Source organism: Massilia sp. METH4 (assembly GCF_037094685.1).
Lineage (GTDB): Bacteria > Pseudomonadota > Gammaproteobacteria > Burkholderiales > Burkholderiaceae_D > Rugamonas.
Genome location: NZ_CP146614.1, coordinates 6,725,723 through 6,752,718, shown reverse-complemented (window position 1 = coordinate 6,752,718; position 26,996 = coordinate 6,725,723). Strand labels below are relative to the sequence as shown.

Below are 26,996 nucleotides of genomic sequence, written 5' to 3'. Positions count from 1 at the left end.
TTAACGGGCTTATACCCCGCGCAGCAGCTCGTTGATGCCGGTCTTCGCGCGCGTCTGCGCATCCACGCGCTTGACGATCACCGCGCAGTACAGGCTGTACTTGCCATCGGCCGACGGCAGCGAGCCCGACACGACGACGGAGCCGGATGGAATGCGGCCGTAGCTTACTTCACCGGTGGCGCGGTCGTAGATCTTGGTCGACTGGCCGATGTACACGCCCATCGAAATCACCGAGTTCTCTTCCACGATCACGCCTTCCACGATCTCGGAACGGGCGCCGATGAAGCAGTTGTCCTCGATGATGGTCGGGTTGGCCTGCATCGGCTCCAGCACGCCGCCGATGCCCACGCCGCCGGACAGGTGCACGTTCTTGCCGATCTGCGCGCACGAACCCACGGTGGCCCAGGTGTCGACCATCGCGCCTTCGTCGACGTACGCGCCGATGTTCACGTAGGAAGGCATCAGCACCACGTTCTTGCCGATGAAGGAACCGCGGCGGGCCACGGCCGGTGGCACCACGCGGAAGCCGCCCTTGGCGAAGTCGTCGGCGGTGTAGCTGGCGAACTTGGTCGGCACCTTGTCGTAGAACTGCATCGTGCCGTCGGACGGCAGCACCACGTTGTTCTCGAGGCGGAACGACAGCAGCACGGCCTTCTTGATCCACTGGTTCACCACCCAGGTGCCGGTGTCCTTCTGCGCCACGCGCAGGCTGCCGTCATCCAGGCCGGCCAGCACGTGGTTCACGGCGTCGCGCACTTCGGCAGTGGCGTTCGACGGGTTGATCTCGGCGCGGTTGTCCCACGCCTGTTCGATGATTTGCTGGAGTTGTTGAGTCATGATGCGTTGTTCTCGGTGAGGTTTTTGCAGAATCGGACGATGCGCTGCGCGGCTTCCAGCCCTTCGGCCGTTTCGGCCACGAGCGCCATCCGGATGCGGTTGCGGCCGGGATTGCTGCCGTGGGCTTCGCGCGCGAGGTAGCTGCCCGGCAGGACCGTGACATTATATTCGGCGTACAGGCGACGCGCGAACTCGGTGTCCGACAGGCCGGTGCGGCTGACGTCGGCCCACAGGTAGAAGCCGGCGTCCGGCAGTGCCACGTCGAGCACTTGCTGGAGCAGCGGCGTGATGGCATCGAACTTCGCGCGGTATTGCGCGCGGTTTTCCGCGACATGGGACTCGTCGTTCCACGCCGCGATCGATGCGGCTTGCACGGGCGGGCTCATGGCACCGCCGTGGTAGGTTCGGTACAGCAGGAATTTCTTCAGCACGTCGGCGTCGCCGGCCACGAAGCCCGAGCGCAGGCCGGGCACGTTCGAGCGCTTCGACAGGCTGGAGAACACTACCAGCCGCGCATACGGCTTCTCGACGGTGGCCAGGCCAAGGATATGCGCGGCCTGCAGGGCGCCCAGCGGCGGCTCGTCGCCGTGGTAGATCTCGGAGTAGCACTCGTCGGCGGCAATGATGAAGTCGTGGCGCTCCGACAGGGCGAACAGGTTTTCCCAGTCCGTCAGCGACAACACGGCACCGGTCGGGTTGCCCGGCGAGCACAGGTACAGCAGCTGCACGCGTTTCCACACCTCGGCCGGCACGCTGTCGTAGTCGCAGCCGAAATTGCGGGCCGGGTCGGAGTTCACGAAATACGGCTCGGCGCCCGCCAGGAAGGCGGCGCCTTCATAGATCTGGTAGAACGGGTTCGGGCAGACCACCAGGGCATCCGCGGCCGGATCGATCACGGCCTGGGCGAACGCGAACAGCGCCTCGCGCGAGCCGTTCACCGGCAGCACCTGCGTGGCCGGGTCCAGCGGCGGCAGGCCGTAGCGGCGCTCCAGCCAGGCGGCGATCGTGCCGCGCAATGCCTCGCTGCCGGCGGTGGCCGGGTATACGGCCAGGCCGGACAGGTTGTCGGCCAGCGCCTCGCGGATGAACTCGGGCGTCGGGTGCTTCGGCTCGCCGATGCCCAGGCTGATGGGGCGGAAGTTCGCGTCCGGGGTCACGCCGTCGAACAGCCGGCGCAGTTTTTCAAACGGGTAGGGGTGCAGTTTGTCGAGTAATGGATTCACGGCGGGATTCACGGCAGGCTGGAAAAATGGTCGCGTCGGTCTTGTCGCTGGTGTTATCGCTGGTGTTATCGCTGGCGTTGTCGCTGGTCTGGCCAATTAGTCATGCAGGAAAGTCCAGCCGGCCATTATAGCCCGCATGGCGGCGGCGCGTCCGCCAGCGGCACGGGTCAGCCGACATGATCCAGCAGGGCGCGCATGCGGCGCCAATGCGAGCCCTGCCAGAACACGCCGCCGCAGCGCGCGCAGCCGAGGAAAGTGTCGTGCGCCTCCCGCACCGAGGGCGGCAAGCGGTCCAGCACCTCGGCCTTGGCGCGCGGCCGCAGCGGCACATTGCAGGCCAGGCACAGCGAAAACGGCCGCATTGCCGGGCGCAGGCCGAAGCGAATGAACACCTCGCGCAGCTGCTGCTCGGGTTTCAACGCGCGCACGTAGCAGCCGCGCAGCACGCCGCGGCGCTTGAGCAGCTCGCGGTCGCGCGTCAGGGCGATGCGCCCGCCGATCTCGGCGAAGGATTCCACTTCGTCGTCGTCGATATCGTTGTCGTACAGCGTGTCGAAGCCGGCCATGCGCAGCAGCCGGGCCAGGCCGCCCAGGTGGGCGTCGGCCACGAAGCGCGCCTCCTCTGGCGGCAGCACGGCTGGCGCTACCGGCGGCACCTCGACGTCGTCGCCATCTTCCAGCAGCAGGTCGAGCGGGGCGGGCTCGCCGTTGACGAGTACCTTGCCCACTTCCGTGTGCGGCACACCCAGCGCTTCGATCATGTGCTTGACGGTGGCGGCGCGCGCGCACGGCGTGACGATCGCGTGGCCGCGGCGCTCGCGCGGCAGGAAAGGATCCAGCGCCGCGTCGAACCGGAAGGTGGCGGTCACCATGGCGCCATCAGGCGCGCAGCGGCGCGGCCGGGCGCAGGGGACAGTCCGAGACGTCGTCGAGCCGGGCGGCCAGGTCGGCGCGCAGCGCCGCCAGGCCGTCCATGCGCTGATCGATCTCGGCCAGCTTGGCGCGCAGCGCGATGCGGATGGCGTCCGCCGACGAAGCCGGGCCGGCCAGCAGCGGCAGGTCGGCCTCGATCTCGGCCAGCGTGAAGCCCAGCGCCTGCGCGGTACGGATGTAGACCAGCCATTGCACCGCCTCGGGCGCGTACTCGCGATAACCGTTGCCGCTGCGCCGCGCGGTGAGCAGCCCGCGTTTCTCGTAGAAGCGCAGCGTGTCCCGGCTGATGCCGGTCGCCTGGGCCATGTCGCCTATCCGCATCGCTTTCTCCCCTGGAAGCCTGAACTTGAAAACCGCTTGACCCTGGAGTGTACTCCAGGCTTTAGCATCGGCTCATCGTCATCGAGGAGCCGCCATGCATACCGCCACCTATACCCGCATCGTCCGCGCCAGTGGATTGTACGACCTGTTCCTGACCGCGCCGTTCGCCACGCCGTGGACATTCGCGCTGTTGCACGCGCATCTCTCCGCCGTCAATGTACGGCTGGGCGGCCCGCCCATGGCGTCCTTCGAACCCGTGCACGTGCTGTTCGCCTGCCTGATGGGCAGCGTGGTCCTGCTGTGGTCCGTGCTGCGGATCGCCGATCCGCAAGTGCGCTTCGGCCGCTACGACGGCATCGGGCGCTTCCTCTTCAGCCTGTGGATGGCCTGGACGCTGGCGCAGGCCGGCATGCCGGTGCTGTGGCTGTTCATCGTGCCCGAACTGGCCTGGGGCATCGTGCAGTGGCTGCCGGTGCGTGCGCGCTGAATTGCGCTATCCTGTGCCCTCAACTTCGAGGGAGGTGTCCATGCAAGCGCAACCCCTGATCGCCGTGTCCGACGTCGAGGCGGCCAGCCGCTGGTACCAGTCCATCCTGGGCTGCAAGAGCGCCCACGGCGGCAGCGAGTATGAACAGCTGACGTTCGACGGCCGCATGATCCTGCAATTGCATCGCTGGGATGCGCACCATCATGCGCACATCGGCGACCCGCAATGCCGGCCCTATGGCAACGGCGTGCTGCTGTGGTTCTGGACCGACGACTTCGACGACGCGGTCGACCGCGCCGCCGCGGCCAACGCGACCGTGCTGGAAGGCCCGAAGGAAAACCGCAATGCGCAGCACCGCGAGATCTGGCTGCGCGACCTGGACGGCTACGTGGTCGTCATCGCCGGCCCATATGGCGACGTGGGGATGTAGGCGCAAAAACGGGCCGCTTGCCGCCGTGGCTTATACTTCGCCTTTGTCCTCTCGCCGGTATCCGTAATGTCCTTCGCTTCCCTGGGCCTCGCGCCCGCCCTGCTCGATGCCGTGGCCGCCATCGGCTACGACACCCCGACCGCCATCCAGTCGGCCGCCATCCCCGCCGCGTTGCAGGGCAGGGACGTGCTGGGCGCGGCGCAGACCGGCTCCGGCAAGACGGCGGCGTTCGCGCTGCCGATGCTGCACGCACTGCTGGCCCGCCAGGGCACGCGGCGCGGCCTGCACGGCCTGGTGCTGGTGCCCACCCGCGAGCTGGCCGCCCAGGTGGGCGACGCGATCCGCGCGCTCGTGCAGCACCTGCCCTCCACGATCAAGGTGTCGATCGTGTTCGGCGGCGTGTCGATCAACCCGCAGATGATGGCGTTGCGCGGCGGCACGGACATCATCGTGGCCACGCCGGGCCGGCTGCTGGACCTGGCGCGCCATAACGCCATCAAGCTCGAGGGCACCGCCACGCTGGTGCTGGACGAGGCGGACAAGCTGCTGGACATGGGCTTTGCCGACGAGATCGCGCAGGTGCTCGCGCTGCTGCCGGCAAAGCGGCAAAACCTGTTCTTCTCGGCCACCTTCCCGCCGGCCGTGCAAGCCTTGGCGACGGCCCTGCTGCGCGAGCCGGTGCGCACGGAGGTGAACGACGAGGCGGCGCACGAGCCGGACATCGCCCAGCGCGCCATCGAAGTCGATGCGGCCCGCCGTACGCAACTGCTGAAGCACCTCATCAAGGAACACCAGTGGAAGCAGGTGCTGGTGTTCGTCGCCACCAAGTACGCATCCGAGCACGTGGCGGACAAGCTGCGTCGCGGCGGCGTGGCCGCCGAAACCTTCCACGGCGACTTCAGCCAGGGCGCCCGTACCGAGGTGCTGGCCGATTTCAAGGCCGGCCGGATGAACGTGCTGGTCGCCACGGATGTGGCCGCGCGCGGCATCGACATCGCGCAACTGCCCGTCGTCGTCAACTACGACCTGCCGCGCGCCGCGGCCGACTACACGCACCGCATCGGCCGCACGGGCCGCGCCGGCGCCAGCGGCGCCGCCGTCAGTTTCATCACGCCGGATGCGGAAGCGCATTTCCGGCTGATCGAGAAGCGGCAGGGCAAGCGCGTGCCGCGCGAGCGAATCGCCGGCTTCGAGCCGACCGAAAGCGCCCAGCCGGCCAGTGCAACCGCTTCCGCCGGCTCCCCGGCCGGCGATCCGAACGGCGGCATCAAGGGCAAGCGCAAGAGCAAGAAGGACAAGCTGCGCGAGGCGGCGGCCAAGGCGCCGGCCTGATTGCACAAGCACGAGGCGCATCATGCACGCCGGCGCGCCGGCGTGCTTCACGATGGTGCGCCGGTTAGCACGCCGGCGGTCCATCGGCGCCGGCAGCACCATCAAAACGCTGGCACGGCGTTTGCATTAACTGCTGTATGAGTAGAAGCGGCTAGTGTTCCCCGGCGACGGCTCCCGTCGCCATCGTGGAATGCGGGGCATTGCTCTTGTGGATGCGTCTCCTTCGGAGACGGTCATCTGGTTTGCACACAAACCCCACGAGAGAACGCCATGCCGACCTGCCTCGCTCCCTGTTCTTCCCCGTCTTCGCCTTCCCGCAATCCTTCGTTGCCCATGCCGTTTGCGCGGCGTGGCCTTGTTTCGCTCGTCCAACCTTCGAGAGTGCCCATGAAACCGACTCCCGCCGTGAAGCCGGCGCGCCGCGCCGCGCTGCTGTTCTGCCTCGTCTCCGCCTTTGCCGGCACCGCCGCCGCGGCCGACAAGGTGACCTTCCTCACTTCCTGGTATGCGCAGGCCGAGCACGGCGGCTTTTACCAGGCGCTGGCCGAGGGCATCTACAGGAAACACGGTCTCGACGTCACGATCAGGATGGGCGGCCCGCAGGTGAACGGCATGCAGCTCCTGGCCAGCGGCCAGGCCGACTTCTTCATGGGCTACGACCTGCAGGTGCTGAAAAGCGTGGAGCAGGGCATTCCCGCCACCACGGTGGCGGCCAGCTTCCAGACCGACGCGCAGGGGATGATGACGCACGCGGACGTGAAGGGCCTGGCCGACCTGAAGAACGGCAAGACGGTGCTCGTTTCCACGTCCGGCCGCACGACGTGGTGGCCGTGGCTGAAAGCGAAGTACGGCCTCGCCGATGCGCAGGCGCGGCCCTACACGTTCAACCTGCAACCCTTCCTGGCCGACGCGCATCTCGCCCAGCAGGCGTATCCCTCGTCCGAGCTGTTCCAGGCCGCCAAGGCCGGCGCGAAAACAAACTTCTACCTGTTCGCCAGGAATGGTTATCCGCCGTACGGCACCACGGTCGTCGCGATGCAAAAGCTCGTGAAGGAAAGGCCCGACGTCGTTGCCCGCTTCGTGCGCGCGTCGATGGAAGGCTGGAAGAGCTACCTGGCCAATCCGGCCCCGGCCAGTGCACTGATCAGGCAGGAAAACCCGAACATGAAGGACGACCAGCTTGCCTATGCCGTCGGCAAGCTGAAGGAATACGCGTTCGTGACCGGGGGCGATGCCGCTCAACAGGGCATCGGCACGATGACCGACGCGCGCTGGCAGCGCACCTATGAATTCATGGTTGCCGCCGGCCTGCTGAAGAAGGACACGGACTGGAAACAGGCCTACACCACGCAGTTCGTCAGGGACCTGAAAGTGCTGCCCTGATCACCAGAGTTTGAAGTAGCGGGCGAAGGCGACCGTTCTGGCACGCCGGCCCGGCCCAGCAACAGGAGACACCATGCTCGTCACCCAACAAAAAGTCCTGCGCAGATTCTGGTACGCGCTGATGCCCATGAGCGCGCTGGACGACGGCCCGCAGCCGTTCACGCTGCTGGGCGAGAATATCGTCGTGTGGAAGAAGGCCGACGGCAAACCGGCCGCGCTGCGCGACCGCTGCTGCCATCGCACGGCGAAGCTGTCCAAGGGCTTCGTCGAGAACGGCAATATCGTGTGCGGCTACCATGGCTGGACCTACGACTGTTCCGGCGCCTGCGTGCGCATCCCGCAAAGCCCGGCCACGCGCATTCCACCCGGCGCGCGCGTCGCCGCCTATCACTGCGAAGAGCGCTACGGCTATGTGTGGGTGGCGCTGGAAGATCCGCTCCAGCCGATCCCCTACTTCCCCGAGGACGGCGCGCCAGGCTACCGGCGCATCCTGCAGTTCTACGAGAAGTGGAACACGTCGCCGCTGCGCGTGATGGAAAACTCGTTCGACAATTCGCACTTTTCCTTCGTGCACAAGGCGAACTTCGGCATGATCGACAACCCGGTGCCGGCCAAGTACGAGTTCCGCCCGAACGACTGGGGCTTCGAGGCCGAGACGCATGTGCCGGTGCGGAACCCGGAGGCAAGCTTCCGCATCACCGGCACGACCGAGCCTGTCACCGAGCGCCACCTGACGAACCGCTGGTACATGCCGTTCTCGCGCCGCTTCGGCTGCGTGTATCCGGCATCGAACATCCATCACATCATCTACAACTGCGCCACGCCCATCGATGACGGTACCCTGATGCTGGTGCAATGGCTGTACCGCAACGACAGCGAGGAAAGCTGTTCGACGCAGGAGCTGATCGACTGGGACCGGCCGATCACGTCGGAAGATCGCGACATCCTGGAAGCCACCGATCCCGACGCCTGCGTCGATACGCGGCGCCGCGTCGAATTTCACATGGAGTCCGACAAGCCCGGGCTGATGATGCGCCGCATGCTGCTGGAATTGCTGACGCGGCACGGCGAGGTCGAGATCCACCATCCCCCGGAGGCATCATGAAGCGCGACGACGACACCCTGCTGGTACCCGCCGGGACGGCTGTGCTGTATGCGAATAACGTGGAAAAGACCTACCCGAACGGCACGCGCGCGCTGGATCGCGTGAAGCTGGGCATCGGCCGCGGCGAGTTCGTCTCGCTGCTGGGGCCTTCCGGCTGCGGCAAGAGCACGCTGCTGAAGATGTTCGCCGGGCTGGAGCAGCCATCGGCCGGGCAGGTACGCTGGTGGGGCGAAGGGCTGGCCACCGTCGACACGCCGGGCCGCACGCTGGCCATGGTGTTCCAGGAAGCGACGCTGATGCCGTGGGCGAGGGTGGCCGACAATGTGCGGCTGCCGCTCGACCTGAAGGGCGTGCCGCGCGAGCGTGCCGCGCCGCGGGTGGAGGCGGCGCTCGGCATGGTCGGGCTGGCGCGGTTCGGGCACGTCTATCCGCGCGAACTGTCCGGCGGCATGCAGATGCGCGCCTCGATCGCCCGCGCGCTGGCCACCGAGCCGAATGTGCTGCTGATGGACGAGCCGTTCGGCGCCCTCGACGAGTTCACCCGCAACAAGCTCGATGCCGACCTGCGCGCGCTGTGGGCGCAGCGCGATCTCACCGTGGTGTTCGTCACGCACAGCATCTACGAGGCCGTGTACCTGTCTTCGCGCGTGGTGGTGATGGCGGCCCGGCCGGGCAGGGTGATCGCCGATGTGCCGATCGAGGGGCCGCGCGTGCGCGACGACGCTTTCCGCATCTCGCCGCAATTCATGGGCTATTGCAGGCAATTGTCCGACCTGCTGGTCGAGGCGAACGCCCATCATTAGGAGGCAGGCCATGTATGCACGACCATTGATTGCCGATCCGCGCGTGCGCCGTGCGCTGGCGCCGCTGGCGCTCGGCCTGCTGTTGCTGGCGGTGTGGCAAGCCGTCTGCGTGGGAATGCAGGTGCCGGTCTACCTGGTGCCGTCGCCGGCGGCCATCGCCCGCACCCTTGTAGAGGACTGGCAACTGCTGTTCGACGCCCTGCTGGTTACGCTGCGCATCACCTTCCTTGCCTTCGCGCTGGCCACCGTGGTCGGCGTGGCGGTGGCGTTCCTGTTCGTGCAGAGCAAAGTGCTGGAAGCATGCCTGTTCCCCTACGCGATCCTGCTGCAGGTGACACCCGTCGTGGCGATCGCGCCGCTGATCATCATCTGGGTCAAGACACCGGCCGCCGCGCTGACGATCTGCGCCACGATGATGGCCGTGTTCCCGATCATTTCGAACACGGTGCTGGGCCTGCGCAGCGTGAACCCGGGCCTCCTGAACCTGTTCCGGCTGAACCGGGCCACACGCTGGCAGGTGCTGGTGCGGCTGCGCGTGCCGAGTGCCTTGCCGAGCTTCTTCGGCGGCTTGCGCATCGCCAGCGGACTGGCGCTGATCGGCGCCGTGGTCGCCGAATTCGTCGCGGGCACGGGCGGCAGCAGCACGGGGCTGGCCTACCAGATCCTCCAGGCCGGCTTCGAGCTGAACATCCCGCGGCTGTTCGCGGCGCTGTTCCTGATCACCGTGACCGGCGTGCTGCTGTTCGCGCTCATGTCCGCACTGGCGCGGGTGGCGCTGAAGCACTGGCATGAAAGCGAGGCCGAGGCATGAGCCCAATGGCCGCGGCCCTCGCAGTGACGCCGCCGTGCGACTACCGCCGATGGCGGAACGACTGAACATACTCGACCGGCAGTCCACCTTGCGGTACCTTGCCTTGCGATGGCGCGTGCCGCGTTCGCGGGCATGGCCGCCGGTGCCGGGAACGTCAACGAAGAAGGAAACACCATGAGCGATCTGCTGATCACGAATGCCGCCGCTATCGTCACCGGCTTGCAGGGCGCGGCTGCGCGCCATGCCGGTCCGGACATTCGCGTGACCGATGGCCGCATCGCCGCGCTGGGGCGCCTCGAAGCACTGCCTGGCGAACGGGTGGTCGACGCCACGGACTGCGTCGTCTACCCGGGCTGGGTCAACACGCATCATCACCTGTTCCAGTCGCTGCTCAAGGGCGACGCGGCGGGCATCGACCTGCCGCTGACACCCTGGCTCGCCGCTACGCCCTACCGCTTCCGCGCCGCCTTCGACGAGCCGCTGTTCCGGCTGGCCGCGCGCATCGGCCTCGTGGAACTGCTGCGTTCCGGCTGCACGACGGTGGCCGACCACAACTACCTGTACTGGCCCGGCATGCCGTTCGACAGCTCGGCGATCCTGTTCGAGGAAGCGGAGCGGCTGGGCATGCGCTTCGTGCTATGCCGTGGCGGCGCCACGCAGACGCGCCAGCTGGAAGCGGACTTGCCGGCCTGCCTGCGACCGGAAACGCTCGATGGCTACCTGGCCGACGTCGAGCGGGTGGCGAAGCGTTGGCATGATCCGTCACCCGATGCGATGCGCCGCGTGGTGTCGGCACCGACCACGCCGCTGTACTCGATGGCGCCGGCGGAGCTGCGCACGGTGGCGGCCGAGGCGCGGCGGCTGGGCATCCGGCTGCATAGCCACTTGTCCGAAACGGTCGAATACCAGAATGCCGCGCATGGGAAATACGGCACCACGCCGGTGCGCTTCGCCGCCGAGCAGGACTGGCTGGGCAGCGATGTGTGGTTTGCCCATCTGGTGAAGCTGGACCACGAGGAAATCGCGCTGCTGGGCGCCACCGGCACCGGCGTCGCCCACTGCCCGCAAAGCAACGGGCGGCTGGGCAGCGGCATCGCCCCGATCCGCCAGCTGGAAGCGGCCGGCGCCCCGATCTCGATCGGCGTGGACGGCGCCGCGTCGAACGAGGCGGCCGACATGATCTCGGAGACCCATGCGGCCTGGCTGATGCAGCGCGCCCGCGGCGGGCAGGACGCACGACCGGCGCACCGCGGCGGCACCTTCGAAGGTGGCGCCGATGCCGCGACCGTCGAGGACGTGGTGCGCTGGGGCACTGCCGGCGGCGCGCGGGTGCTGGGCCTTTCCGGCCTCGGCACGCTCGAGGTGGGCATGGCCGCCGACATCGCCGTCTACGCTCTCGACGACCCGCGCTACTTCGGCCTGCACGACATCGCCATCGCCCCCGTCGCCTCCGGCGGCCGCCCCGCGCTGCGGCTGCTCACCGTGGCCGGCAAGCCCGTCGTCGAACACGACACCATCCCCGGCCTCGACCTTGCCGAACTCGGCCGGGAAGCCCGCCGCGCGGTCGCCCGGCTGCTCAGTTCGCCGGGGACAGTCCCTGTGTTGTAAAGCGACCAGCGAGCTGAGCGGCTGCGCTCGGTACGCTAAGCTGCCGCGCCATTGCGAGGCTGCTCAGCTGGCTGTTGTAAAAATTCGGGGACTGTCCCTGTTGTAAAAATTCGGGGACAGTCCCCGTGTTGTAAAGCGACCAGCGGGCTGGGCGGTCAGCGGGGCTGGCCTTCGACCAGGGCGATGCGCCGCCGGATGCGGGCGGCTTCGTCGGTGGCGCCGGCTCCCTCGGCGCGCAGGGCGTCTACGTTCAGCCAGGCGAGCAGGGGACGGCGCCAGCCCTGGTCGGAGGCGGTGGCGATGGCCTGGGCGATCAGCTCGGGCGTGGCGCGGCTGGCCTTGAAGAGGGCGCCGGCGGCGACCAGTTGCGACAGCGGGTCGGCGATGCCTTTCACGGTCGAGGCGGCGGCCGTGTCGGAGGCGGCGGCCAGCACCGCGCGCTGCGGTTCGGGCAGCAGGGCGGCGTCCGCCGGCCGGGCGCGGCCGGCCAGGTACGCGGCATAGGCGGCATCGGCAGGCGTGGCATCGGCGCGCAGCGCGTCGAAGCCGGCGCAATCCTCGAACACCAGCGCGGCGGTGCGGGCCGCGCAGCGTATCAATTCGGCGCGGATCACCAGGTCGACCTTGCCGGTGGCGGCGATATCGTCGCGGGCATGCTGGAATTCGTTCTGCTCGACGAGGTCGCGCCCGGCCATCCAGGCATTCGTGGAGCGCTCCAGCGCGCTCTGCGCATTCATCTTCCAGTCGGGCACGGGCGGCCCGCCACTGCAAGCGACAACCAGCACGGGCAAGGCGAGAATGAACAGTCGCTTCATGGCAGCTTGATCTCCGTCTCGCGCTTGAACGGCCACTTGCGGTTGATGTCGTTGACGAGTTGCTCGATCTTGCGCAGGTTGGCGTCCACGTCGGCGCGCAGCGCACCCAGGTCCTCGGTGGCCACACGGGCGTTCTTGCCCACCGCCTGGGCTTCTTCCAGCACGGCATCGAGCTTCTTCACGCTGACGCGGGCATCGGCCAGCAGGCCGTCCAGCTGCTTGATCGCAACCTGGGCATCGCTCGCCACGCCCTTGTCGCCGAATACCTTGCTGTCGGCGTTGGCCACCAGCCGGTCGGCGCGCACGATCAGCGAGTTGGCATTGGCGAGCAGTTCGCGCGCCTTGCGGTCTTCGCCGGCGATCAGGCCCATCGCGCCGCCCGGGCCATTCAGCTTCTCGGTCACGCCCTGCACATTGGCCAGGCTCTGGCCCAGTGCCGAATCGGCGGCCGTCAGCGCCGTCACGTTGGTGAGGATGTCGCGCGCGGCAGCCAGCAGGCGCGGAATCTCGGCCGCCACGTCGCCGACCAGCAGCGGGCGTTCGGCATTGTCCGGCAGCGGCGGATCGGTCGGGATGCCGGTGAACGCGCGCAGCCTGGCGCCGCCCACGATGCCTTTTTCCAGCGTGAAGATGCTGCTCGAGCGCAGCCAGTGTGCATCCTTTTCGGGCACGTCGACGAGCACGCGCGCCTTGCCCTCGCGCGACAGCTCGATGCTGCGCACGCGGCCGATGGGGAAGCCGGCGAACGTCACGTCCATGCCGACGGCGACGCCTTCGGAGTCGTCGGCCGTCAGCACGAGCCGCTGCGTCGCTTCGAAGGCGCCGCGCGCATACATCAGGTACAGGGCGGCGCCGGCGATCAGCGCCACCATCAGGATCAGCAGCAGCGCGGCCTTGAGTTCGGCATTGCGCACCGGTGCAGGTTCGGCCGGAGCGGCCGGCGTGGCCGGCGCGGGAGGAGATGTGTCAGTCATGATTCGTCAATAGTAGTTGCCCATCAGCGAAGCGGCTTCGATCAGCAGGATCACGGAAAACATGCGCACCATGTCCGCCAGCCCGTGCGTGGAGCGCAGCCGCGCCGCGAACGGGTTCGCGGCCGCGTCGTAATACGAGGAGGCCAGCGGGATGATGCCGACCGCCAGCGAGAAAAAGAAGATCTTCAGCATGAGGATCAGCGCCACGGCCGGGTTGAAGATCTGCCCGACCACCCGCGTGTAACCCGGCAGCGCATACGGCGTGAAGCCGTAGATCACGAGGTAGGCCAGCACCAGCGTGAGGATGCAGCTGACGGCGGCCAGCAGCCACACGGCGAAGATGCCCGCCGAGGCGCGCGGGTAGAACTCGCAGCGCAGCGCCTCGCCCGGATCGGCGGCGGGGCCGGCCGATCCTGCCGGTGCCGCCGCCGCCGCGGCGAGCCGGCGCTGGGCGAATTCCACGCCGGCCGGCAGCGTGCTGCGCAGCGCCACGAACAGCGCCGCCGTCAGCGGAATGAGTTCGAGCACCAGCACGCGCACCACCATCTCCAGCGCATAGCCGGACAAGCCGTACGAGGTGGCCGTGACAACGACGATGCGGATGATGACGAGGCTGATCAGGGCCGACAGCACGCAGAACCACAGGATATTCGGCGCGGTGCCGAGCACCAGGTGGCTGGCCAGCGCCCGGTGGTTGTCGCGCCGGTAGGTGGACGGCGCGACGGCGCGCGCCAGGATCAGCGCCGCGAACTGCAGCAGGCGCCACCAGCTGGTGAGCCAGACCACGGTCGCGCGGTGCAGCCGCAGCAGGGAAGGGAACATCGAGGCATGGGTGGACATGTGCGAATCTTATCATCCAGTCATGTGACCGACTGTACGGCAGCGACGATCGCATCGGCCACCGCCCGCACGCGTGCCGTGCGATGCAGGTCGCCGTGCATCACGAGATACATGTCGTACTGGTGTACCCGGTCCGGGAAGATGCGCACCAGTTGCGGGTCGCGCTCGGCCATGTGCACCGGCAGCTCGCCGATGCCGATCCCCGCGCGCGTCGCCTCCATCAGCATCAGCCCCGTGTTCACTTCCAGCGCGACTCGGGCGCCCGTCACGGGCACGCCGGCCACGTGCGTGGCCTGGCGCGGCGCCACCGATGCGTGATAGATGACGAGATCGTGCCCGGCCAGCCCATCCTCCAGGCGCGGCACGCCCCGCTCGCGCAGGTAGGTCTTGCTGGCATACAGGCCGGACGAGCGCCGCGCCAGGTGGCGCGACACCAGGTCCGGATCGGTGGGTTTCAGCGTGCGCACGGCCAGGTCGGCCTCGCGCCGCGTGAGATTGGTGACGGCAGTCGTCACGTGCAGCACCACGCGAATGTCGGGGTGCTGTTCGTGCAGCAGCCGGATCGCATCCATCACGAAGTACTGCGCCATCGTGTCGGTGGTGGCCACCCGCACGGTGCCGGAGAGGCGGTGGTCGATGCCCTGCATCTCCCGCTCCAGCTGGTGCGCCGCCTGTTCCATCTTCTCGGCCGGCCGCGCCGCCATCTCGCCTGCCGGCGTGGGCACGTAGCCGGACGGCGTGCGCAGGAACAGCTTGGCGTTCAGCGCCGCTTCCATCGCCGCCAGCCGCCGGCCCGCCGTGGCCTGGTCGATCCCCAGCTGGGCCGCCGCGCCGCGCAGCGTGCCGGCGCGGTAAATGCCGAGAAAGATACGTGCGTCGTCCCAGTCCATGCTGCCCTGTCCTGCCTCTCCATGCAATTTTGCATCAGGGTGCCGATAATATGCATGTTTACTGCATCGGGCAAGCATCTTAACCTTTTGCCATTCGACAGAAGGAGGCACCATGCTGCTGTTTACCCTCGCCATCGGTTTCGTGATGGCGATGATCGACGTGACGGCCGTGAACACGGCCCTCTCCGCCATCTCGACCGACCTGGACGTGCCGCTCGACGGCCTGGTATGGGTCGTCGACGGCTATACGCTGACATTCGCCGCGCTGCTGCTGGCCGGCGGCGCGCTGGCCGACCGGCACGGCGCGAAACGCGCCTACCAGGCCGGCCTGGCGGTATTCGTGCTGGGCTCCGTGCTGTGCGCGCTGGCGCCGAGCGGCGCGGCGCTGGTGGCCGCCCGGCTGCTGCAGGGCAGCGGCGCGGCGCTGTTCATGCCCAGTTCCCTCGCGCTGCTCACCCATGCCGAGGACGACGAGAAGCGCCGCGCGAAGATGTTCGGCGCCTGGGCTGCCATCGTCAGCGCGGCCGCCACCGCCGGGCCGCTGGCCGGCGGCCTGCTGGTCGAAACGTTCGGCTGGCGCAGCATCTTCTGGCTGAACTTGCCGGTGGGGCTGCTGGGGATAGCGCTGGCGCAGGTGAAGGCGCCGGCGCCCCGCGCCCATGCCCGCGAGCTGCGGCTGGCCAGCCATGCGCTCGGCGCCGGCGCGCTGGCGGCGCTGGCCTTCGTGCTGATCGAGGGACCGGTGCTGGGCTGGGTTTCCGTGCCGGTCGTGAGCGCGCTCGTGGCGTCGGCCACGATGGCCCTGCTGCTGGTGTGGGACGAGCGCTCCGCCGCGCAACCGATCCTGCCGCGCGCGCTGTACGGCATCGCGCCCTTCCGCGCTGCCGTGCTGACCGGCCTGGCGATCAACTTCGGCTCGTTCGGCCACCTGTTCGTGCTGAGCCTGTGGATGCAGGGCGTGCAGGGGAGCGGCGCGCTGGGCACCGGCCTGGCGATCCTGCCGATGACGGCGGCGGCCGGCGTGTCGAACGTGCTGTCGGGCCGCGCGGTCGCCCGGCACGGCACGCGCATGCCCCTGTTGACGGGCATGGGCGGGGCGGCCGTGGCTGCGCTGCTGCTCACGCAAGCCACGGCGGCGACACCGGCCTGGATGGTCGTCGCGGGCGGTACGCTGATGTTCTTCGCCGTGGGCTTCGCGATCCCGGCCATGACGGCGACCGTGATGGGCGCCGGCGGCAAGGCGCATGCCAGTGCCGCCGGGGCGGCCCTGAACGCCAGCCGGCAGATCGGTGCGCTGCTGGGCGTGGCGGCGGCCGGCACGGTCCTGCACGCGGTGCGGGCATGGGAAGCCCGCCAGGAGATCGTCTATACGCTGTTCGCGGCCGGCTTCGCGATCGCGTGGCTGGCGGTGCACCGCCGCGTGCAGCCGGCCGCCGCCGCGGCGGTGCCGGCCGCGCTGCCGGAGCAGGGCGTCAGCCGTGCAGCTTGCGCCATTCGATCATCTCGGCGATCGTAAGGATCGGCATGCCGTGTTGCGCGGCGAAGTGTTCGATGTCGTCGCCGCGCATCATCGTGCCGTCCGGGTTCATCAGCTCGCACAGCACGGCGGCCGGGTTCAGGCCGGCCATGATCGCCAGGTCCACCGAGCCCTCGGTATGGCCGGCGCGGGCCAGCACGCCGCCCGGCGTGGCCCGGAGGGGGAACACGTGGCCGGGCCGCACCAGGTCGTGCGGTTTTGCATCCGGCGCGGTGGCGGCGCGGATCGTCGTCACGCGGTCTGCCGCGGAGACGCCGGTCGTCACGCCATGCCGCGCTTCGATGGACACGGTGAACGGTGTACCGTAGCGGCTGCCGTTCTCGATCGCCATCGGCGGCAATTCGAGTTCGCGCACGCGCTCGGCCGTCAGGCACAGGCACACGATGCCACTGCATTCGCGGATCATCAGCGCCATGGTCTCGACGGTCAGCTGGTCGCACGCGACGATCAGGTCGGCTTCGTTCTCGCGGTCGAAGTCGTCGAGCAGGATGACAGGCACGCCGGCACGCATGGCGTCGAGCGCGGCGGCAATGCGGCCACGCAGGTCGGGAGAGGTGGTAGGATTGAGTTCTTGGACAGACATGGGAAACGCTCCTCGCAATGGCGAAAAACGCTCCAGGGCACAGCGAACCGGCGCGCACCGGCGCACGCAGCCTGGCAGGCAGGCGCAGGCGAGCACAGGCGACGCACAGGCGACGCACATCTTCTTTCATCCGGACTATACCGTCGGCCCTGGCCTCTCACCAGGTCTGCTGACCCTGCACGGCGGAGCCGTACAGGCGCTCGCGGGCTCGGCCCGAAGGCCATACCGCCGGTGGGGAATCGCACCCCGCCCCGAAGACGTAGATTAAATTGTTTGCCCGCCGCGCTTAGGGAAGCGGCGGCAGGCGCGGCGATTGTAGCAGAGCCCCGGAATTCTGGTGTATGGTGTCGCTTCGTCCACCCGACCGCATCGATTCCATGAAGTTCAGTACATTCAGACTCGCCAGCGCCGCGGCCTTGCTCGGTGCCGCGCTCCTCGCCCAGTCCGCGCCGTTGCCGGCGCCCGGCGACACGCTGCCGGTGGCGCCCTACGTCAAGGTCGGCAAGCTGCCCAACGGCCTCACCTACTACATCCAGAAGAACGGCAAGCCGGAAAAGCGGCTCGAGCTGCGGCTCGTCGTGAAGGCCGGGTCGATCCTGGAGGACGAGGACCAGCTGGGCCTGGCGCACTTCACCGAACACATGGCGTTCAACGGTTCGACCAATTTCAAGCGCCATGAGCTGGTGTCCTACCTGCAATCGATCGGCGTGAAGTTCGGCCGCGACCTGAATGCCTACACGAGCTTCGACCAGACTGTGTACATGCTGCCGATTCCCACCGATTCGAAGGAAGCGGTGGCCAAGGGCTTTCTCGTGCTGGAGGATTGGGCACACGGCATCACCTTCAACGACGCGGATATCGAAAGCGAACGCGGCATCGTGCTCGAGGAACTGCGCATGGGCAAGGGCGCCAATGACCGCATGAACCAGGTGCTGTACCCGAAACTGTTCAACGGTTCGCGCTATGCCGAGCGCCTGCCGATCGGCAAGGCCGAGGTGCTGCGCACCTTCAAGCCTGAGGCGATCCGGCGTTTCTACCGCGACTGGTACCGGCCCGACCTGATGGCCGTGATGGCGGTCGGCGACATCGACCCGGCCGAGGCGGAAAAGCTGATCAAGGCGCATTTCGGCAAGCTGAAGAACCCGGAAAATCCACGCCCGCGCGAGTACGCGGCAATCCCCGAACGCAAGGTGGACGAAGGGCTGGTGATTACCGACCGCGAGGCGCCTGCCGACGTGCTGTATATCCGCTATCCCATCGAGCCCAATCCCGAAGACCCCACGTACGGCGGCTACCGCCGCGATCTCGTCGAGAGGCTGTATGGCGCGATGCTCAGCCAGCGCATCATGGAATTGACGCAGCAGGCCGACCCGCCGTTTATCCAGGGTGGCAGCGGCATGGGCAAGGTGGTGCGCGGGCACCGCTCGTTCTCCGTGTCGGCGCTGCTCGGCAAGGGCGGCCACGTGCCGGCGATCAATGCGCTGATCCAGGAGGGCGAACGGGCGCGGCAGTTCGGTTTCACGGCATCCGAACTCGATAGGGCGAAGAAGACGATGTTGCGCAACTACGAACGCATGTACGCCGAGCGTGACAAGTCCGACTCGGCGGCGTTCGTGGCCGAGTACATCCGCCACTTCCTGGAAGACGAACCGATTCCCGGCATCCAGAACGAGTATGCGTATGCGCAGGCGCTGATCCCGGGCATTACCCTCGACGAGGTGAACGCGGCGGTCCGCGAAGCGATCCCGTCCGACGACAAGAAGCTCGTGATCCTCATGGGCAACCTGAAGGACCGCCTGCCGCCGACTGGCGGCGAGCTGCTGGCCGCCGTCGACAACGCGCACAAGCAGACGGTGACGGCGCGCGAGGACAAGGCGTATGCCGCGACCCTGCTGGACAAGCCGCCGGCGCCGGGCCGCATCGTCGCTGAACAGGAAAACAAGGCGCTCGGCACGTTGGAACTGACGCTGTCGAACGGCGTGAAGGTCGTGCTCAAGCCGACCGACTTCCGCAACGACCAGGTGCTGATGGGCGCCGTGCGCTACGGCGGCCAGTCGCTGTTCGACGACGAGGATATCTTGAACGCCCGCTACGCCGGGCCGCTGGCCGCGCAGATGGGCGCCCTGAACTACACGCCGGCCGACCTGCAAAAGATCCTGGCCGGCAAGAGTGCTGGCGTCGGCGTATCGATGGCCGAGCTGTCCGAAGGACTCACCGGCACTGCCGGCAGCGCCGACATCGAGACGCTGCTCCAGCTCACCTACGTCAGGCTCACGCAGCCGCGGCGCGACGAAGCACTGTTCCATTCCTTTATCGCCCGCCAGCGCGACATGGCGCGCAACGCCTTCGCGCGGCCGGAGGCGGAGTTCGTCGACACCGTGCGCACCACGCTCTACGGCAATCACCCGCGCGTGCCGCGCACGCCGCGGCCGGAAGACTTCGACAAGGTGCAGCTCGACCGCGTGCAGCAGATCTACCGCGACCGGTTCTCCAGCGCGAAAGGCATGACGTTCTTCTTCGTCGGCAGCTTCGATCCCGTCAAGCTCAAGCCCTTGCTGGCCACTTACCTGGGGGCGCTGCCCGCCGCGGACATCCCGGTGACCTACCGCGACCGCGGCGTGCGCCCGGTCCGCGGCGTGGTGAAGAAGGAGGTGCGGCGCGGCAAGGAAGCCAAGAGCAATGTGGCGATCACGTTCACCGGCGAGACGGAGTTTTCGCAAGCCGCCCAGCTGCGCATGCAGGCATTCATCGAAGTGCTGAACATCAAGCTGACCGAGGTGTTGCGCGAACAGCTGGGCCTGATCTATGGCGGCGGTGCCAGCGGCGGCGTGGCCAAGACGCCGTACGCCAACTATTCGGTATCGCTGGCGCTGCCCTGCGGTCCGGAAAACGTGGACAAGGTAATCGCGGCCGCGTTCGCGGAAATCCGCAAGCTGCAGGAAAACGGCCCCGATGCGGCCGACCTGGCGAAAGTGAAGCAGAACTGGCTGACCAGCCACCGCCGCGCGATCCGCGAAAATGCCTATTGGATGAGCCAGTTGCAGGCGATGCACCTGAACGGCTTCCCGCCCGAATCGATCCTGCAAGTCGAACAGCGCATAGCCCAGGTAACGCCGGCGGAGGTCCAGGCTGCCGCGCAGCGCTACGTGGACTTCGACAATTACGTGCAGGTCGTGCTTTATCCCGAGGCAAAGTAAGAGCGCCCGACAAAACCCGCAGGGCAAGGCGCGGCGTCGAAGACAGTACACCTGTACGGCGAGACGCTGCAACGCAGCCATGGGGCTATTGTTTGGCGCTCTAAGAGCGCCTAACAAAACCCGCAGGGCAAGGCGCGGCGTCGAAGACAGTACACCTGTACGGCGAGACGCTGCAACGCAGCCATGGGGGTTTTGTTAGGCGCTCTAAGTCATCCTCATTGCGGCCGGGCCATGCACGGAACAGGTGCATGGCCTCCGCCCGGCATTTTATTTCGGGTGTCCCGGTAATAATGTGTGAGAATTGCGTGGGATTTTCGCTGCTATGATCATCCGTACTTGTCCAGGGATTTCATTGGCGCGTCGGCTGATCGCAAGTAGCTGATTCCGAATGGTTTTTCGTCGAAACAAGTTTATTTGGCGGGTGCCTGCTCAACCGGGGATAATGGGTTAATAATAATATAAGCATATAACAGCACCTGTCGGTTTATTTTCGTTGATGATAATGCCGCGCCGCGGATGGATGCACAGGACAACGACAATGATCGGCATTCCCTACGTGACTCTTGGCCTGGCAGTCATCGCCGGCGTGCTCGCTGTGCTGCTCTCGGTGATGAGTTCCCCCACTTACCTGGCGGTGTTCGTGCTCACGATCACCTCGGGCCTGCTGGCCGCAGCCAGCGCGCTGCATTTCTGCCGCATCCGCTCCCCGCTGATGTTCGTCGCCGTATTGCCGGGATTGCTCGGTGTGTATGCGATCGCCGACGTGTTCACGCGGCTGCTGGCGGGCGTGCGCCTGATCGACCTGCTGGGCTGAGCGGTCGGGTGCGCGAACGCGGCGCTGACCGCTGCTGGCTCTGTGCTAGCCTTGACGCATCGCGCCCCGGGCGCACCGCCGTCGAGACCGCCATGTGGAAGAGGTTCCTGCTCGCAGTCGTCATCATCGCCGCCGTCCTCAGCGCTCTTGCGCTGACGAAACCCGATACATTCCGGATCGAGCGCAGCATCGTGATCAAGGCGCCGCCCGAGCGGGTGTTCTCGTACCTCGAAGACTTCCGGCAGTGGCCTGTCTGGTCGCCTTGGGAACGCTTCGATCCAGCCATGCAGCGCGACTACACCGGCATGCCGCGCGGCAAGGGCGCCATCTACAGCTGGAGCGGCAACGACGACGTGGGGCAGGGCACGATGGAAATCGTCGACAGCGTGCCGCCGCGCACGCTCGACATCAAGCTCGATTTCGTCAAGCCGTTCGAGTCGCACAACCAGGTGCGCTTCGTGCTCACGCCGCGGCCGGAAGGCACGGCGGTTGCCTGGTCGATGTCCGGCAACAGTCCCTTCGTGATGAAACTGATCGAGGTGTTCACCGATGTGGAGGATATGGCGGGGCCGGATTTCGAGCAGGGGCTCGCGCAGCTGAAGGAGGCGGCGGAGGCGCCGCGCTGAGGGCATGCGTCCGGCCGCGCCGCCGCCATGTCCAACCCGCTGATCCTTGCCATCGATAACGGCACGCAAAGCGTGCGCGCACTGCTGTTCGACCCCGCCGGCGAACTCGTCGCCAAAGCGCAGGTGCCGCTGCAGCCGTATTACGCCGACCGGCCGGGGTGGGCCGAGCACAGGGCGGAAGGCTACTGGGAAGCGGTGTGCGCTGCCTGTCGCCGGCTCTGGCTGATGGAGCCCGGCGCGCGCGGGCGGGTCGCCGGCGTGGCGGTGACGACGCAACGCGGCACCGTGGTCAACGTCGATGGGGACGGGCGGCCGCTGCGCCCGGCCATCACGTGGCTGGACCAGCGCAGCACCGAACTGGAGCGCGTGCCCCGCGTGGGGCCGCTGTGGCGCGCGGCGTTCAGGCTGGCGCGCGTCGACGGCACGCTGCGCTACTTCCAGCGCGAGGCCGAGATCAACTGGATTGCCGCGAACGAGCCCGCCATCTGGGCGCGTACCCATAAATTCCTGCTGCTGTCCGGCTACCTGAACCATCAATTGTGCGGTCGGTTCATTGACTCCACGGGTTCGCAGGTCGGCTATGTTCCGTTCGATTACCGCCGCCAGCGGTGGGCCGGCGACGGCGACTGGAAGTGGCAGGCGCTCGCCATCGAGCGGCGCATGCTGCCCGACCTGGCGCCGCCGGGCACCGTGATCGGCGCCATTACGCCGGCTGCCGCCGCGGCCACCGGCATCCCGTCCGGCTTGCCCCTCGTGGCCGCCGCGGCCGACAAGGCATGCGAAGTGATCGGAACGGGCGCGCTTGCCCCGCATTTGGCCTGCCTGTCCTACGGCACCACGGCCACGATCAACACCACGAGCAGCAAGTATGTGGAAGTCACGCGTTTCATCCCGCCATACCCGGCGGCCCGGCCCGGCGCCTACAGTCTGGAAGTGCAGATCTTCCGCGGCTACTGGATGGTGAACTGGTTCAAGGAGCAGTTCGGCGACCGGGAACTGGCCGCCGCCACCGAACACGGCCTGGCGCCGGAAGCCCTGTTCGACCGCCTCGTGCATGCGGTGCCGCCGGGATCGATGGGCCTGATGCTGCAACCGTACTGGAGCCCCGGCATCCGCGTGCCGGGCCCGGAAGCGAAAGGCGCGATGATCGGCTTCGGCGACGTGCACACGCGTGCCCACATGTACCGCGCCATCCTGGAAGGGCTGGCCTACGCGCTGCGTGAAGGGAAGGAGCGGATCGAGCGGCGCAGCGGCGTGGGCATCACGGAGCTGCGTGTGGCGGGTGGCGGCTCGCAAAGCGACGCGGCGATGCAGCTGACGGCCGACATCTTCGGCTTGCCCGCCGTGCGCGCCCATGTCCATGAAGCGTCCGGCCTGGGCGCCGCCATGGCTGTCGCCGTGGGGCTTGGCTTGCACCGCGATGTCGAGACGGCCGTGGGCGCGATGACACGCACCGGCAGGGCCTTCCTGCCCGATGCTGCAAACCGGCGCATCTATGAGGACTTGTACCGGCGTGTCTACCTGAAGATGTATCGCCGGCTGCGGCCCATGTACGAGGAGATTGCCGCGATCACGGGATATCCGGCGCCGCGTTGACGCGCGCCGTTGCAGTTCGCCACCCTCTGTCGAGGGGGCGATCAGTTCAAAGGCAAGGGATACGCTTACATCCGCGCCTTGATCAGGCCACCCAGGATCGCGATCCCCTTGCGAATCCGCTCCGGCGGCACGGTCACGAACGACAGTCGCAGGGTATTCGTCTCCGGCTCGTTCGCATAGAACGGCGCGCCCGGCACGAAGGCGACCTTTTCCTTGATCGCTTCGTCCAGCAATTCCATCGCATTGATGTGCGCGGGCAGCGTCACCCAGATGAACATGCCGCCCTGCGGCTTCGTCCACGTCACACTGGCGGGGAAGTGCTCGGCCATCGCGTCCAGCATCGCCTGGCACTGGTTGCCGTACAGTTCGCGGATGGTGGGGATGTGGCGGTCCAGGAAGCCGTCCTTCACCACTTCGTGCACGACCATCTGCGTCAGTTGCGCGGTGTGCAGGTCGGCCGCCTGCTTGGCCAGTTCAAGACGGCGCACCAGCGGCAGCGGGGCCACGACGTAGCCCAGGCGGATGCCCGGCGTCAGTACCTTCGAGAACGAGCCCATGTAGATCACGCCGTCCGGGTTCATCGCCACCATCTTCGGCATCGGCTCGCCCTTGTACGACAGGGCGCCGTAGGGATCGTCCTCGATCAGGGGCAGGCCCAGGCGGGCGCAGGTTTCCACCAGCTCCTGGCGGCGTGCGACCGACAGCGTGCGGCCGGTGGGGTTCTGGAAGTTCGGCAGCGAGTAGAGCAGGCGGGCGCCTTGCGCCACCGGCGCGATCGAGGCCGGCACCAGGCCGTCGTCATCGGTGCGCACGGAGGCGAATTCGGGGCGGTACACGGAGAACGCTTGCAGGGCGCCCAGGTAGCTCGGGGTTTCCACGAGCACGCGGCTGCCTTCGTCGATGAGCACCTTGCCCAGCAGGTCGAGGGCCTGCTGCGAGCCCGACACCATCAGCACTTGTTCCGGCACGATCTTCGCGCCATTCTTCGAGAGCGAGTCGGCGATCCACTGGCGCAGCGGCATGTAGCCGTCCGTCGGGCCGTATTGCAGCGCGGTGGTGCCGGTGGTGGACAGCACCTTGTCGAACGCGCTCTTCATCACGTCCACCGGGAAGGTGGCCGGCGAGGGCAGGCCGCCCGCGAACGAGATGATCTCGGGCTGCTGCGTGATCTTCAGGATCTCGCGGATGAAGGAGCTTTGCAGCTGCTGGGCGCGTTCGGAAAAATGCCACTGGATCGGATTGGGGTTTTCGATTTTCATGCGACTCTCTCAGGAAAGGGCTGCGGGCGGGGCCCGGCCGGGAAACAAGCGCGCTTGTGGCGGCTCATGGAGAGCGCGGCCGGGTAGGCCGCGCCCTTGCTACATTGTAAGAAATCAGGCGAGTTCGGCGATCAGCTCGATTTCCACGCAGGCGCCCAGCGGCAGCTGCGCCACGCCGAAGGCCGAGCGGGCATGCGCGCCGGCTTCGCCGAACACCTCGCCCAGCAGCTCGGAAGCGCCGTTCGTGACCAGGTGCTGCTCGGTGAAGTCCGGCGTGGAGTTCACCAGGCTCATCACCTTGACGATGCGCTTCACGCGGTTCAGGTCGCCGCCGCAGGCTTCCTGCAACGTGCCCAGCAGGTCGATCGCGACGGCGCGCGCCGCTTCCTTGCCTTCGGCCGTGTCGATATCCTTGCCCAACTGGCCCACCCACACGGCGCCGCCCGGCTTCTTGGCGATGTGGCCGGACAGGAACACGGTATTGCCGATCGCGGCATGCATGACGTAAGCGGCGGCCGGCTTGGCGGGGGCGGCGAGGGTGATATCGAGCGACTTCAGTTTTTCGTAGACGGACATTCTGTCTCCAGATGGGTTGTATTAAAAGATTTCTAATGAAAAAAGCGATCCCGGTATTGTACGACCAGCAGCCGGGCCTGCCCATGGTTGAATATCAGCGCCGCACCGCCATCCTGCGGCCCAGCGCCACGGTGGCGATCACCGCCAGCGCGAACAGCAGGTGGGCCGCCTGCAAGGGCTCGCCCAGCACGGCGGCGGCGCCCAGCAAGGTAAGGAAGGGCTGCAGCAGCTGCACCTGGCCCACGCGGGCCACGCCGCCGCGCGCCATGCCGCGGTACCAGAAAATGAAACCCACGAACATCGAGAACACACAGGTGTAGGCGAAGCCGCTCCAGGCCGCCGCGCCGGCGGCGCCCAGGCCGGCGCCGTGGCGCCAGATGTCCCAGGCCGCCAGCGGCAATGCAACGGGCAGCGACAGCAGCAGCGCCCAGCTGATCACCTGCTGGCCGCCCAGCGCCTGCGACAGCCGGCCGCCTTCCGCGTAGCCCAGGCCTGCGGAAACCACGGCGCCCAGCATCAGCACGTCCGCCAGGTGCAGCGCGCCGCCGCCCTGGCGCAGCGCGAAGCCCACCACCAGCGCGGAACCGGCCAGTGCCATGCCCCAGAAGCCGGCGGATGGCCGCTCGTGGCCGCGCAGCGCGGCAAAGAGGGCGGTGGCCAGCGGCAGGATGCCGACCAGCACGGCGCCGTGCGCGGCGGGCAGCGAGCGCATCGCGATCGACGTCAGCAGCGGAAAGCCGATCACGCAGCCGGCCGATACGATGAACAGGCCCGGCAGCGCGGCCCGGCCGGGCAGCGGCGCCCGCCGCCACCACAGCCACAGGCCGGCCAGCAGGGCGGCCACGACGGCGCGGCCCATCGTTGCGAACAGCGGGTCCAGCTCCGCGACGGCCAGCCGGGTGAACGGCAGGGTCAGGCTGAAGATCGCCACCCCCACCAGGCCCAGCAGCATGCCGGCCGTTTCGTCGGAGCGGCCCGAGACCGTCGACACGCGGGGGATGACCGGCGGGGCGCTCATCGCGGCGTCTCCTGGAGCACGCCCGCCAGCACCGGCGCGTCGACGTTCGCGCCCGTCAGCGGCAGCCCCACCACGCGGCCGCGCACCCGTGGATCGTCCTTCAACTGCAGGGCTGCGGCCAGCGCGGCCGCACCCGCGCCTTCGGCGACGTTGTGGGTGGCAGCGTAATACAGGCGCATGGCGGCGGCCACCTCGGCATCGCTGACGGCCACGATATCGTCCGCATGCTGGAACGTCAGGGCCAGCGAGGCGGGCTCGGGCACGCGGCAAGCCATGCCGTCGGCGATCGTGGCGCCCACCGGAGCGGACAGCGTCTGCCGCGCCCGCCACGACAGCAGGTAGGCCGGCGCCTGCTGCGATACCACGCCAATGATGCGGGCGCGGTGGCCCAGCGCCTGCCGCGCCGCGACCGCACCGGCGAAGCCGGAGCCCTGGCCGATCGGCACGAAGACCGTCTCCAGGTCCGGGGAGGCCCGGAAGAATTCCAGCCAGCCGGTGGCCACGCCGGCCACCAGGTCCGGGTGGTAGGAGGGCACCATGTGCAGGCCGACGCGCTCGGCCAGGGCGAGTGCGTACTCGCGGCTGGCCTGGAAGTCGTCGCCGTGCTCGATCAGCGTGGCGCCGAGCGCGCGCATGGCGGCGTTTTTCTCCACGCTGTTGCCATGCGGGACCACGATCGTCACGGCCACGCCGTGGCGCCGCGCGGCGTAGGCGAGCGACTGCCCGTGGTTGCCGCGCGTGGCCGAGACCAGCCCCGGCAGGTGCGCCTGACGCCCGGCGTACCGGTGCAGGTAGACCAGCCCGCCCCGCACCTTGAACGCGCCCGTCGGCGTGTGGTTCTCGTGCTTGACCCATGCGGTCGTGCCAAGCGCTTCCTCCAGCAGGGGCCAGCGAAATTGCGGGGTGGGTGGCATCGCGCCATGGACGATGGCGGCGGCGGCTTCGATCTCGGGCAGGGTCGGCAGGGCGTTCATGGCGTTGGCTTTCGTTGGGGAATG

At 67.9% G+C, this 26,996-nt stretch carries 26 protein-coding genes and 1 riboswitch; of the genes, 13 read left to right on the top strand and 13 right to left on the bottom strand.

Features of this window, described 5'->3' with window-relative positions; all coding sequences use genetic code 11:
* Positions 1-9 precede the first annotated feature (9 nt).
* From dapD to V6Z91_RS29330, 4 genes are all read right to left on the bottom strand, one after another.
* Entirely contained in the window at positions 10-837 is an 828-nt protein-coding gene (dapD, locus tag V6Z91_RS29345) for a 2,3,4,5-tetrahydropyridine-2,6-dicarboxylate N-succinyltransferase (protein ID WP_338764694.1), read from the bottom strand.
* Positions 834-2,060, bottom strand: a complete 1,227-nt coding sequence (gene dapC / locus V6Z91_RS29340) for a succinyldiaminopimelate transaminase (protein WP_338764692.1) — start codon at positions 2,058-2,060, stop codon at positions 834-836. Before dapC ends, dapD begins: the two co-directional genes overlap by 4 nt.
* Positions 2,061-2,227: 167 nt before the next feature.
* On the bottom strand, positions 2,228-2,932 hold the full coding sequence (locus V6Z91_RS29335) for a Mut7-C RNAse domain-containing protein (RefSeq protein WP_338764690.1): 705 nt from the start codon (positions 2,930-2,932) through the stop codon (positions 2,228-2,230).
* A gap of 7 nt (positions 2,933-2,939) precedes the next feature.
* On the bottom strand, positions 2,940-3,299 hold the full coding sequence (locus V6Z91_RS29330) for a MerR family transcriptional regulator (RefSeq protein ID WP_338764688.1): 360 nt from the start codon (positions 3,297-3,299) through the stop codon (positions 2,940-2,942).
* 109 nt (positions 3,300-3,408) lie between these two features.
* On the opposite strand from V6Z91_RS29330, the gene V6Z91_RS29325 reads away from it, so the two are divergent.
* From V6Z91_RS29325 to V6Z91_RS29290, 8 genes are all read left to right on the top strand, one after another.
* Positions 3,409-3,801 carry a hypothetical protein gene (locus tag V6Z91_RS29325; RefSeq protein ID WP_338764686.1) on the top strand — a complete coding sequence of 131 codons (393 nt, stop codon included), beginning with the start codon at positions 3,409-3,411 and terminating at the stop codon, positions 3,799-3,801.
* A 40-nt stretch (positions 3,802-3,841) separates the two neighbouring features.
* Entirely contained in the window at positions 3,842-4,231 is a 390-nt protein-coding gene (locus tag V6Z91_RS29320) for a VOC family protein (protein WP_338764684.1), read from the top strand.
* Between the two features lie 66 nt (positions 4,232-4,297).
* Positions 4,298-5,563, top strand: coding sequence for a DEAD/DEAH box helicase (locus tag V6Z91_RS29315; RefSeq protein WP_338764682.1), 1,266 nt, complete (start codon positions 4,298-4,300; stop codon positions 5,561-5,563).
* Positions 5,564-5,950: 387 nt separating this feature from the next.
* The gene (locus V6Z91_RS29310) at positions 5,951-6,946 is read left to right on the top strand and encodes an ABC transporter substrate-binding protein (RefSeq protein ID WP_338764680.1); all 996 of its coding nucleotides are present in this window, start codon (positions 5,951-5,953) and stop codon (positions 6,944-6,946) included.
* A gap of 73 nt (positions 6,947-7,019) precedes the next feature.
* Complete coding sequence (locus V6Z91_RS29305; protein ID WP_338764678.1) at positions 7,020-8,051, top strand: aromatic ring-hydroxylating dioxygenase subunit alpha; 1,032 nt, start codon at positions 7,020-7,022, stop codon at positions 8,049-8,051.
* Positions 8,048-8,854, top strand: a complete 807-nt coding sequence (locus tag V6Z91_RS29300) for an ABC transporter ATP-binding protein (RefSeq protein ID WP_338764676.1) — start codon at positions 8,048-8,050, stop codon at positions 8,852-8,854. Before V6Z91_RS29305 ends, V6Z91_RS29300 begins: the two co-directional genes overlap by 4 nt.
* 10 nt (positions 8,855-8,864) lie before the next feature.
* The gene (locus V6Z91_RS29295; RefSeq protein WP_338764674.1) at positions 8,865-9,665 is read left to right on the top strand and encodes an ABC transporter permease; all 801 of its coding nucleotides are present in this window, start codon (positions 8,865-8,867) and stop codon (positions 9,663-9,665) included.
* A 174-nt stretch (positions 9,666-9,839) separates the two neighbouring features.
* Positions 9,840-11,273 (top strand): amidohydrolase family protein, encoded by a 1,434-nt coding sequence (locus V6Z91_RS29290; protein ID WP_338764672.1) that lies wholly within the window; start codon positions 9,840-9,842, stop codon positions 11,271-11,273.
* A gap of 155 nt (positions 11,274-11,428) precedes the next feature.
* On the opposite strand, the gene V6Z91_RS29285 is transcribed toward V6Z91_RS29290, so the two are convergent.
* Genes V6Z91_RS29285 through V6Z91_RS29270 form a run of 4 tightly spaced genes read right to left on the bottom strand, consistent with a single transcriptional unit; the run spans position 11,429 to position 14,792 of the window.
* Positions 11,429-12,088 (bottom strand): hypothetical protein, encoded by a 660-nt coding sequence (locus V6Z91_RS29285; protein WP_338764671.1) that lies wholly within the window; start codon positions 12,086-12,088, stop codon positions 11,429-11,431.
* A complete protein-coding gene (locus V6Z91_RS29280; RefSeq protein WP_338764669.1) occupies positions 12,085-13,062 on the bottom strand; it encodes an MlaD family protein in 978 nt (325 codons plus the stop codon). The genes V6Z91_RS29285 and V6Z91_RS29280 overlap by 4 nt, the downstream gene beginning before the upstream one ends.
* Before the next feature lie 6 nt (positions 13,063-13,068).
* Positions 13,069-13,902, bottom strand: coding sequence for an ABC transporter permease (locus V6Z91_RS29275; protein WP_338764668.1), 834 nt, complete (start codon positions 13,900-13,902; stop codon positions 13,069-13,071).
* Positions 13,903-13,922: 20 nt separating this feature from the next.
* Positions 13,923-14,792 carry a LysR family transcriptional regulator gene (locus tag V6Z91_RS29270; protein WP_338764667.1) on the bottom strand — a complete coding sequence of 290 codons (870 nt, stop codon included), beginning with the start codon at positions 14,790-14,792 and terminating at the stop codon, positions 13,923-13,925.
* Positions 14,793-14,904: 112 nt separating this feature from the next.
* Here V6Z91_RS29270 and V6Z91_RS29265 point away from each other — a divergent pair, with 112 nt between their 5' ends.
* Positions 14,905-16,308, top strand: coding sequence for an MFS transporter (locus V6Z91_RS29265; RefSeq protein ID WP_338764665.1), 1,404 nt, complete (start codon positions 14,905-14,907; stop codon positions 16,306-16,308).
* Here the strand turns inward: V6Z91_RS29265 and ribB are convergent.
* Complete coding sequence (ribB, locus tag V6Z91_RS29260) at positions 16,265-16,912, bottom strand: 3,4-dihydroxy-2-butanone-4-phosphate synthase (protein ID WP_338764663.1); 648 nt, start codon at positions 16,910-16,912, stop codon at positions 16,265-16,267. The two genes, V6Z91_RS29265 and ribB, sit on opposite strands and share 44 nt — an antisense overlap.
* A gap of 114 nt (positions 16,913-17,026) precedes the next feature.
* Positions 17,027-17,175: riboswitch (FMN riboswitch) on the bottom strand.
* A 114-nt stretch (positions 17,176-17,289) separates the two neighbouring features.
* Between ribB and V6Z91_RS29255 the strand changes: the two genes are divergently transcribed.
* The 4 genes from V6Z91_RS29255 to V6Z91_RS29240 all read left to right on the top strand — a co-directional run bounded on the left by V6Z91_RS29255 (position 17,290) and on the right by V6Z91_RS29240 (position 23,145).
* Positions 17,290-20,109, top strand: a complete 2,820-nt coding sequence (locus V6Z91_RS29255) for an insulinase family protein (RefSeq protein ID WP_338764661.1) — start codon at positions 17,290-17,292, stop codon at positions 20,107-20,109.
* A gap of 538 nt (positions 20,110-20,647) precedes the next feature.
* On the top strand, positions 20,648-20,923 hold the full coding sequence (locus V6Z91_RS29250; RefSeq protein WP_338764659.1) for a hypothetical protein: 276 nt from the start codon (positions 20,648-20,650) through the stop codon (positions 20,921-20,923).
* A gap of 92 nt (positions 20,924-21,015) precedes the next feature.
* Positions 21,016-21,549 carry an SRPBCC family protein gene (locus tag V6Z91_RS29245; protein ID WP_338764657.1) on the top strand — a complete coding sequence of 178 codons (534 nt, stop codon included), beginning with the start codon at positions 21,016-21,018 and terminating at the stop codon, positions 21,547-21,549.
* A gap of 27 nt (positions 21,550-21,576) precedes the next feature.
* Entirely contained in the window at positions 21,577-23,145 is a 1,569-nt protein-coding gene (locus tag V6Z91_RS29240; protein ID WP_338764655.1) for an FGGY-family carbohydrate kinase, read from the top strand.
* A gap of 65 nt (positions 23,146-23,210) precedes the next feature.
* Here the strand turns inward: V6Z91_RS29240 and V6Z91_RS29235 are convergent, their stop codons facing one another.
* The 4 genes from V6Z91_RS29235 to V6Z91_RS29220 form a co-directional block, all read right to left on the bottom strand.
* On the bottom strand, positions 23,211-24,404 hold the full coding sequence (locus V6Z91_RS29235) for a PLP-dependent aminotransferase family protein (protein ID WP_338764653.1): 1,194 nt from the start codon (positions 24,402-24,404) through the stop codon (positions 23,211-23,213).
* 114 nt (positions 24,405-24,518) lie between these two features.
* The gene (locus V6Z91_RS29230; RefSeq protein ID WP_338764651.1) at positions 24,519-24,980 is read right to left on the bottom strand and encodes a RidA family protein; all 462 of its coding nucleotides are present in this window, start codon (positions 24,978-24,980) and stop codon (positions 24,519-24,521) included.
* A gap of 94 nt (positions 24,981-25,074) precedes the next feature.
* Entirely contained in the window at positions 25,075-25,998 is a 924-nt protein-coding gene (locus tag V6Z91_RS29225; protein ID WP_338764649.1) for a DMT family transporter, read from the bottom strand.
* A complete protein-coding gene (locus tag V6Z91_RS29220; protein ID WP_338764647.1) occupies positions 25,995-26,972 on the bottom strand; it encodes a threonine dehydratase in 978 nt (325 codons plus the stop codon). Before V6Z91_RS29220 ends, V6Z91_RS29225 begins: the two co-directional genes overlap by 4 nt.
* Between the last annotated feature and the right edge of the window lie 24 nt (positions 26,973-26,996).

Excerpts from the sequence above, each read along its gene's own strand:
- V6Z91_RS29315 (WP_338764682.1), top strand. The coding sequence starts at position 4,298 with ATGTCCTTCGCTTCCCTGGGCCTCGCGCCCGCCCTGCTCGATGCCGTG.
- V6Z91_RS29220 (WP_338764647.1), bottom strand. The coding sequence starts at position 26,972 with ATGAACGCCCTGCCGACCCTGCCCGAGATCGAAGCCGCCGCCGCCATC.
- V6Z91_RS29245 (WP_338764657.1), top strand. The coding sequence starts at position 21,016 with ATGTGGAAGAGGTTCCTGCTCGCAGTCGTCATCATCGCCGCCGTCCTC.
- V6Z91_RS29235 (WP_338764653.1), bottom strand. The coding sequence starts at position 24,404 with ATGAAAATCGAAAACCCCAATCCGATCCAGTGGCATTTTTCCGAACGC.
- V6Z91_RS29290 (WP_338764672.1), top strand. The coding sequence starts at position 9,840 with ATGAGCGATCTGCTGATCACGAATGCCGCCGCTATCGTCACCGGCTTG.
- V6Z91_RS29255 (WP_338764661.1), top strand. The coding sequence starts at position 17,290 with ATGAAGTTCAGTACATTCAGACTCGCCAGCGCCGCGGCCTTGCTCGGT.
- V6Z91_RS29295 (WP_338764674.1), top strand. The coding sequence starts at position 8,865 with ATGTATGCACGACCATTGATTGCCGATCCGCGCGTGCGCCGTGCGCTG.
- V6Z91_RS29330 (WP_338764688.1), bottom strand. The coding sequence starts at position 3,299 with ATGGCCCAGGCGACCGGCATCAGCCGGGACACGCTGCGCTTCTACGAG.
- V6Z91_RS29320 (WP_338764684.1), top strand. The coding sequence starts at position 3,842 with ATGCAAGCGCAACCCCTGATCGCCGTGTCCGACGTCGAGGCGGCCAGC.
- V6Z91_RS29305 (WP_338764678.1), top strand. The coding sequence starts at position 7,020 with ATGCTCGTCACCCAACAAAAAGTCCTGCGCAGATTCTGGTACGCGCTG.
- V6Z91_RS29270 (WP_338764667.1), bottom strand. The coding sequence starts at position 14,792 with ATGGACTGGGACGACGCACGTATCTTTCTCGGCATTTACCGCGCCGGC.
- V6Z91_RS29225 (WP_338764649.1), bottom strand. The coding sequence starts at position 25,998 with ATGAGCGCCCCGCCGGTCATCCCCCGCGTGTCGACGGTCTCGGGCCGC.
- V6Z91_RS29265 (WP_338764665.1), top strand. The coding sequence starts at position 14,905 with ATGCTGCTGTTTACCCTCGCCATCGGTTTCGTGATGGCGATGATCGAC.
- V6Z91_RS29335 (WP_338764690.1), bottom strand. The coding sequence starts at position 2,932 with ATGGTGACCGCCACCTTCCGGTTCGACGCGGCGCTGGATCCTTTCCTG.
- V6Z91_RS29275 (WP_338764668.1), bottom strand. The coding sequence starts at position 13,902 with ATGTCCACCCATGCCTCGATGTTCCCTTCCCTGCTGCGGCTGCACCGC.
- V6Z91_RS29310 (WP_338764680.1), top strand. The coding sequence starts at position 5,951 with ATGAAACCGACTCCCGCCGTGAAGCCGGCGCGCCGCGCCGCGCTGCTG.
- V6Z91_RS29250 (WP_338764659.1), top strand. The coding sequence starts at position 20,648 with ATGATCGGCATTCCCTACGTGACTCTTGGCCTGGCAGTCATCGCCGGC.
- V6Z91_RS29285 (WP_338764671.1), bottom strand. The coding sequence starts at position 12,088 with ATGAAGCGACTGTTCATTCTCGCCTTGCCCGTGCTGGTTGTCGCTTGC.
- ribB (WP_338764663.1), bottom strand. The coding sequence starts at position 16,912 with ATGTCTGTCCAAGAACTCAATCCTACCACCTCTCCCGACCTGCGTGGC.
- V6Z91_RS29230 (WP_338764651.1), bottom strand. The coding sequence starts at position 24,980 with ATGTCCGTCTACGAAAAACTGAAGTCGCTCGATATCACCCTCGCCGCC.
- dapD (WP_338764694.1), bottom strand. The coding sequence starts at position 837 with ATGACTCAACAACTCCAGCAAATCATCGAACAGGCGTGGGACAACCGC.
- V6Z91_RS29300 (WP_338764676.1), top strand. The coding sequence starts at position 8,048 with ATGAAGCGCGACGACGACACCCTGCTGGTACCCGCCGGGACGGCTGTG.
- V6Z91_RS29240 (WP_338764655.1), top strand. The coding sequence starts at position 21,577 with ATGTCCAACCCGCTGATCCTTGCCATCGATAACGGCACGCAAAGCGTG.
- V6Z91_RS29280 (WP_338764669.1), bottom strand. The coding sequence starts at position 13,062 with ATGACTGACACATCTCCTCCCGCGCCGGCCACGCCGGCCGCTCCGGCC.
- V6Z91_RS29325 (WP_338764686.1), top strand. The coding sequence starts at position 3,409 with ATGCATACCGCCACCTATACCCGCATCGTCCGCGCCAGTGGATTGTAC.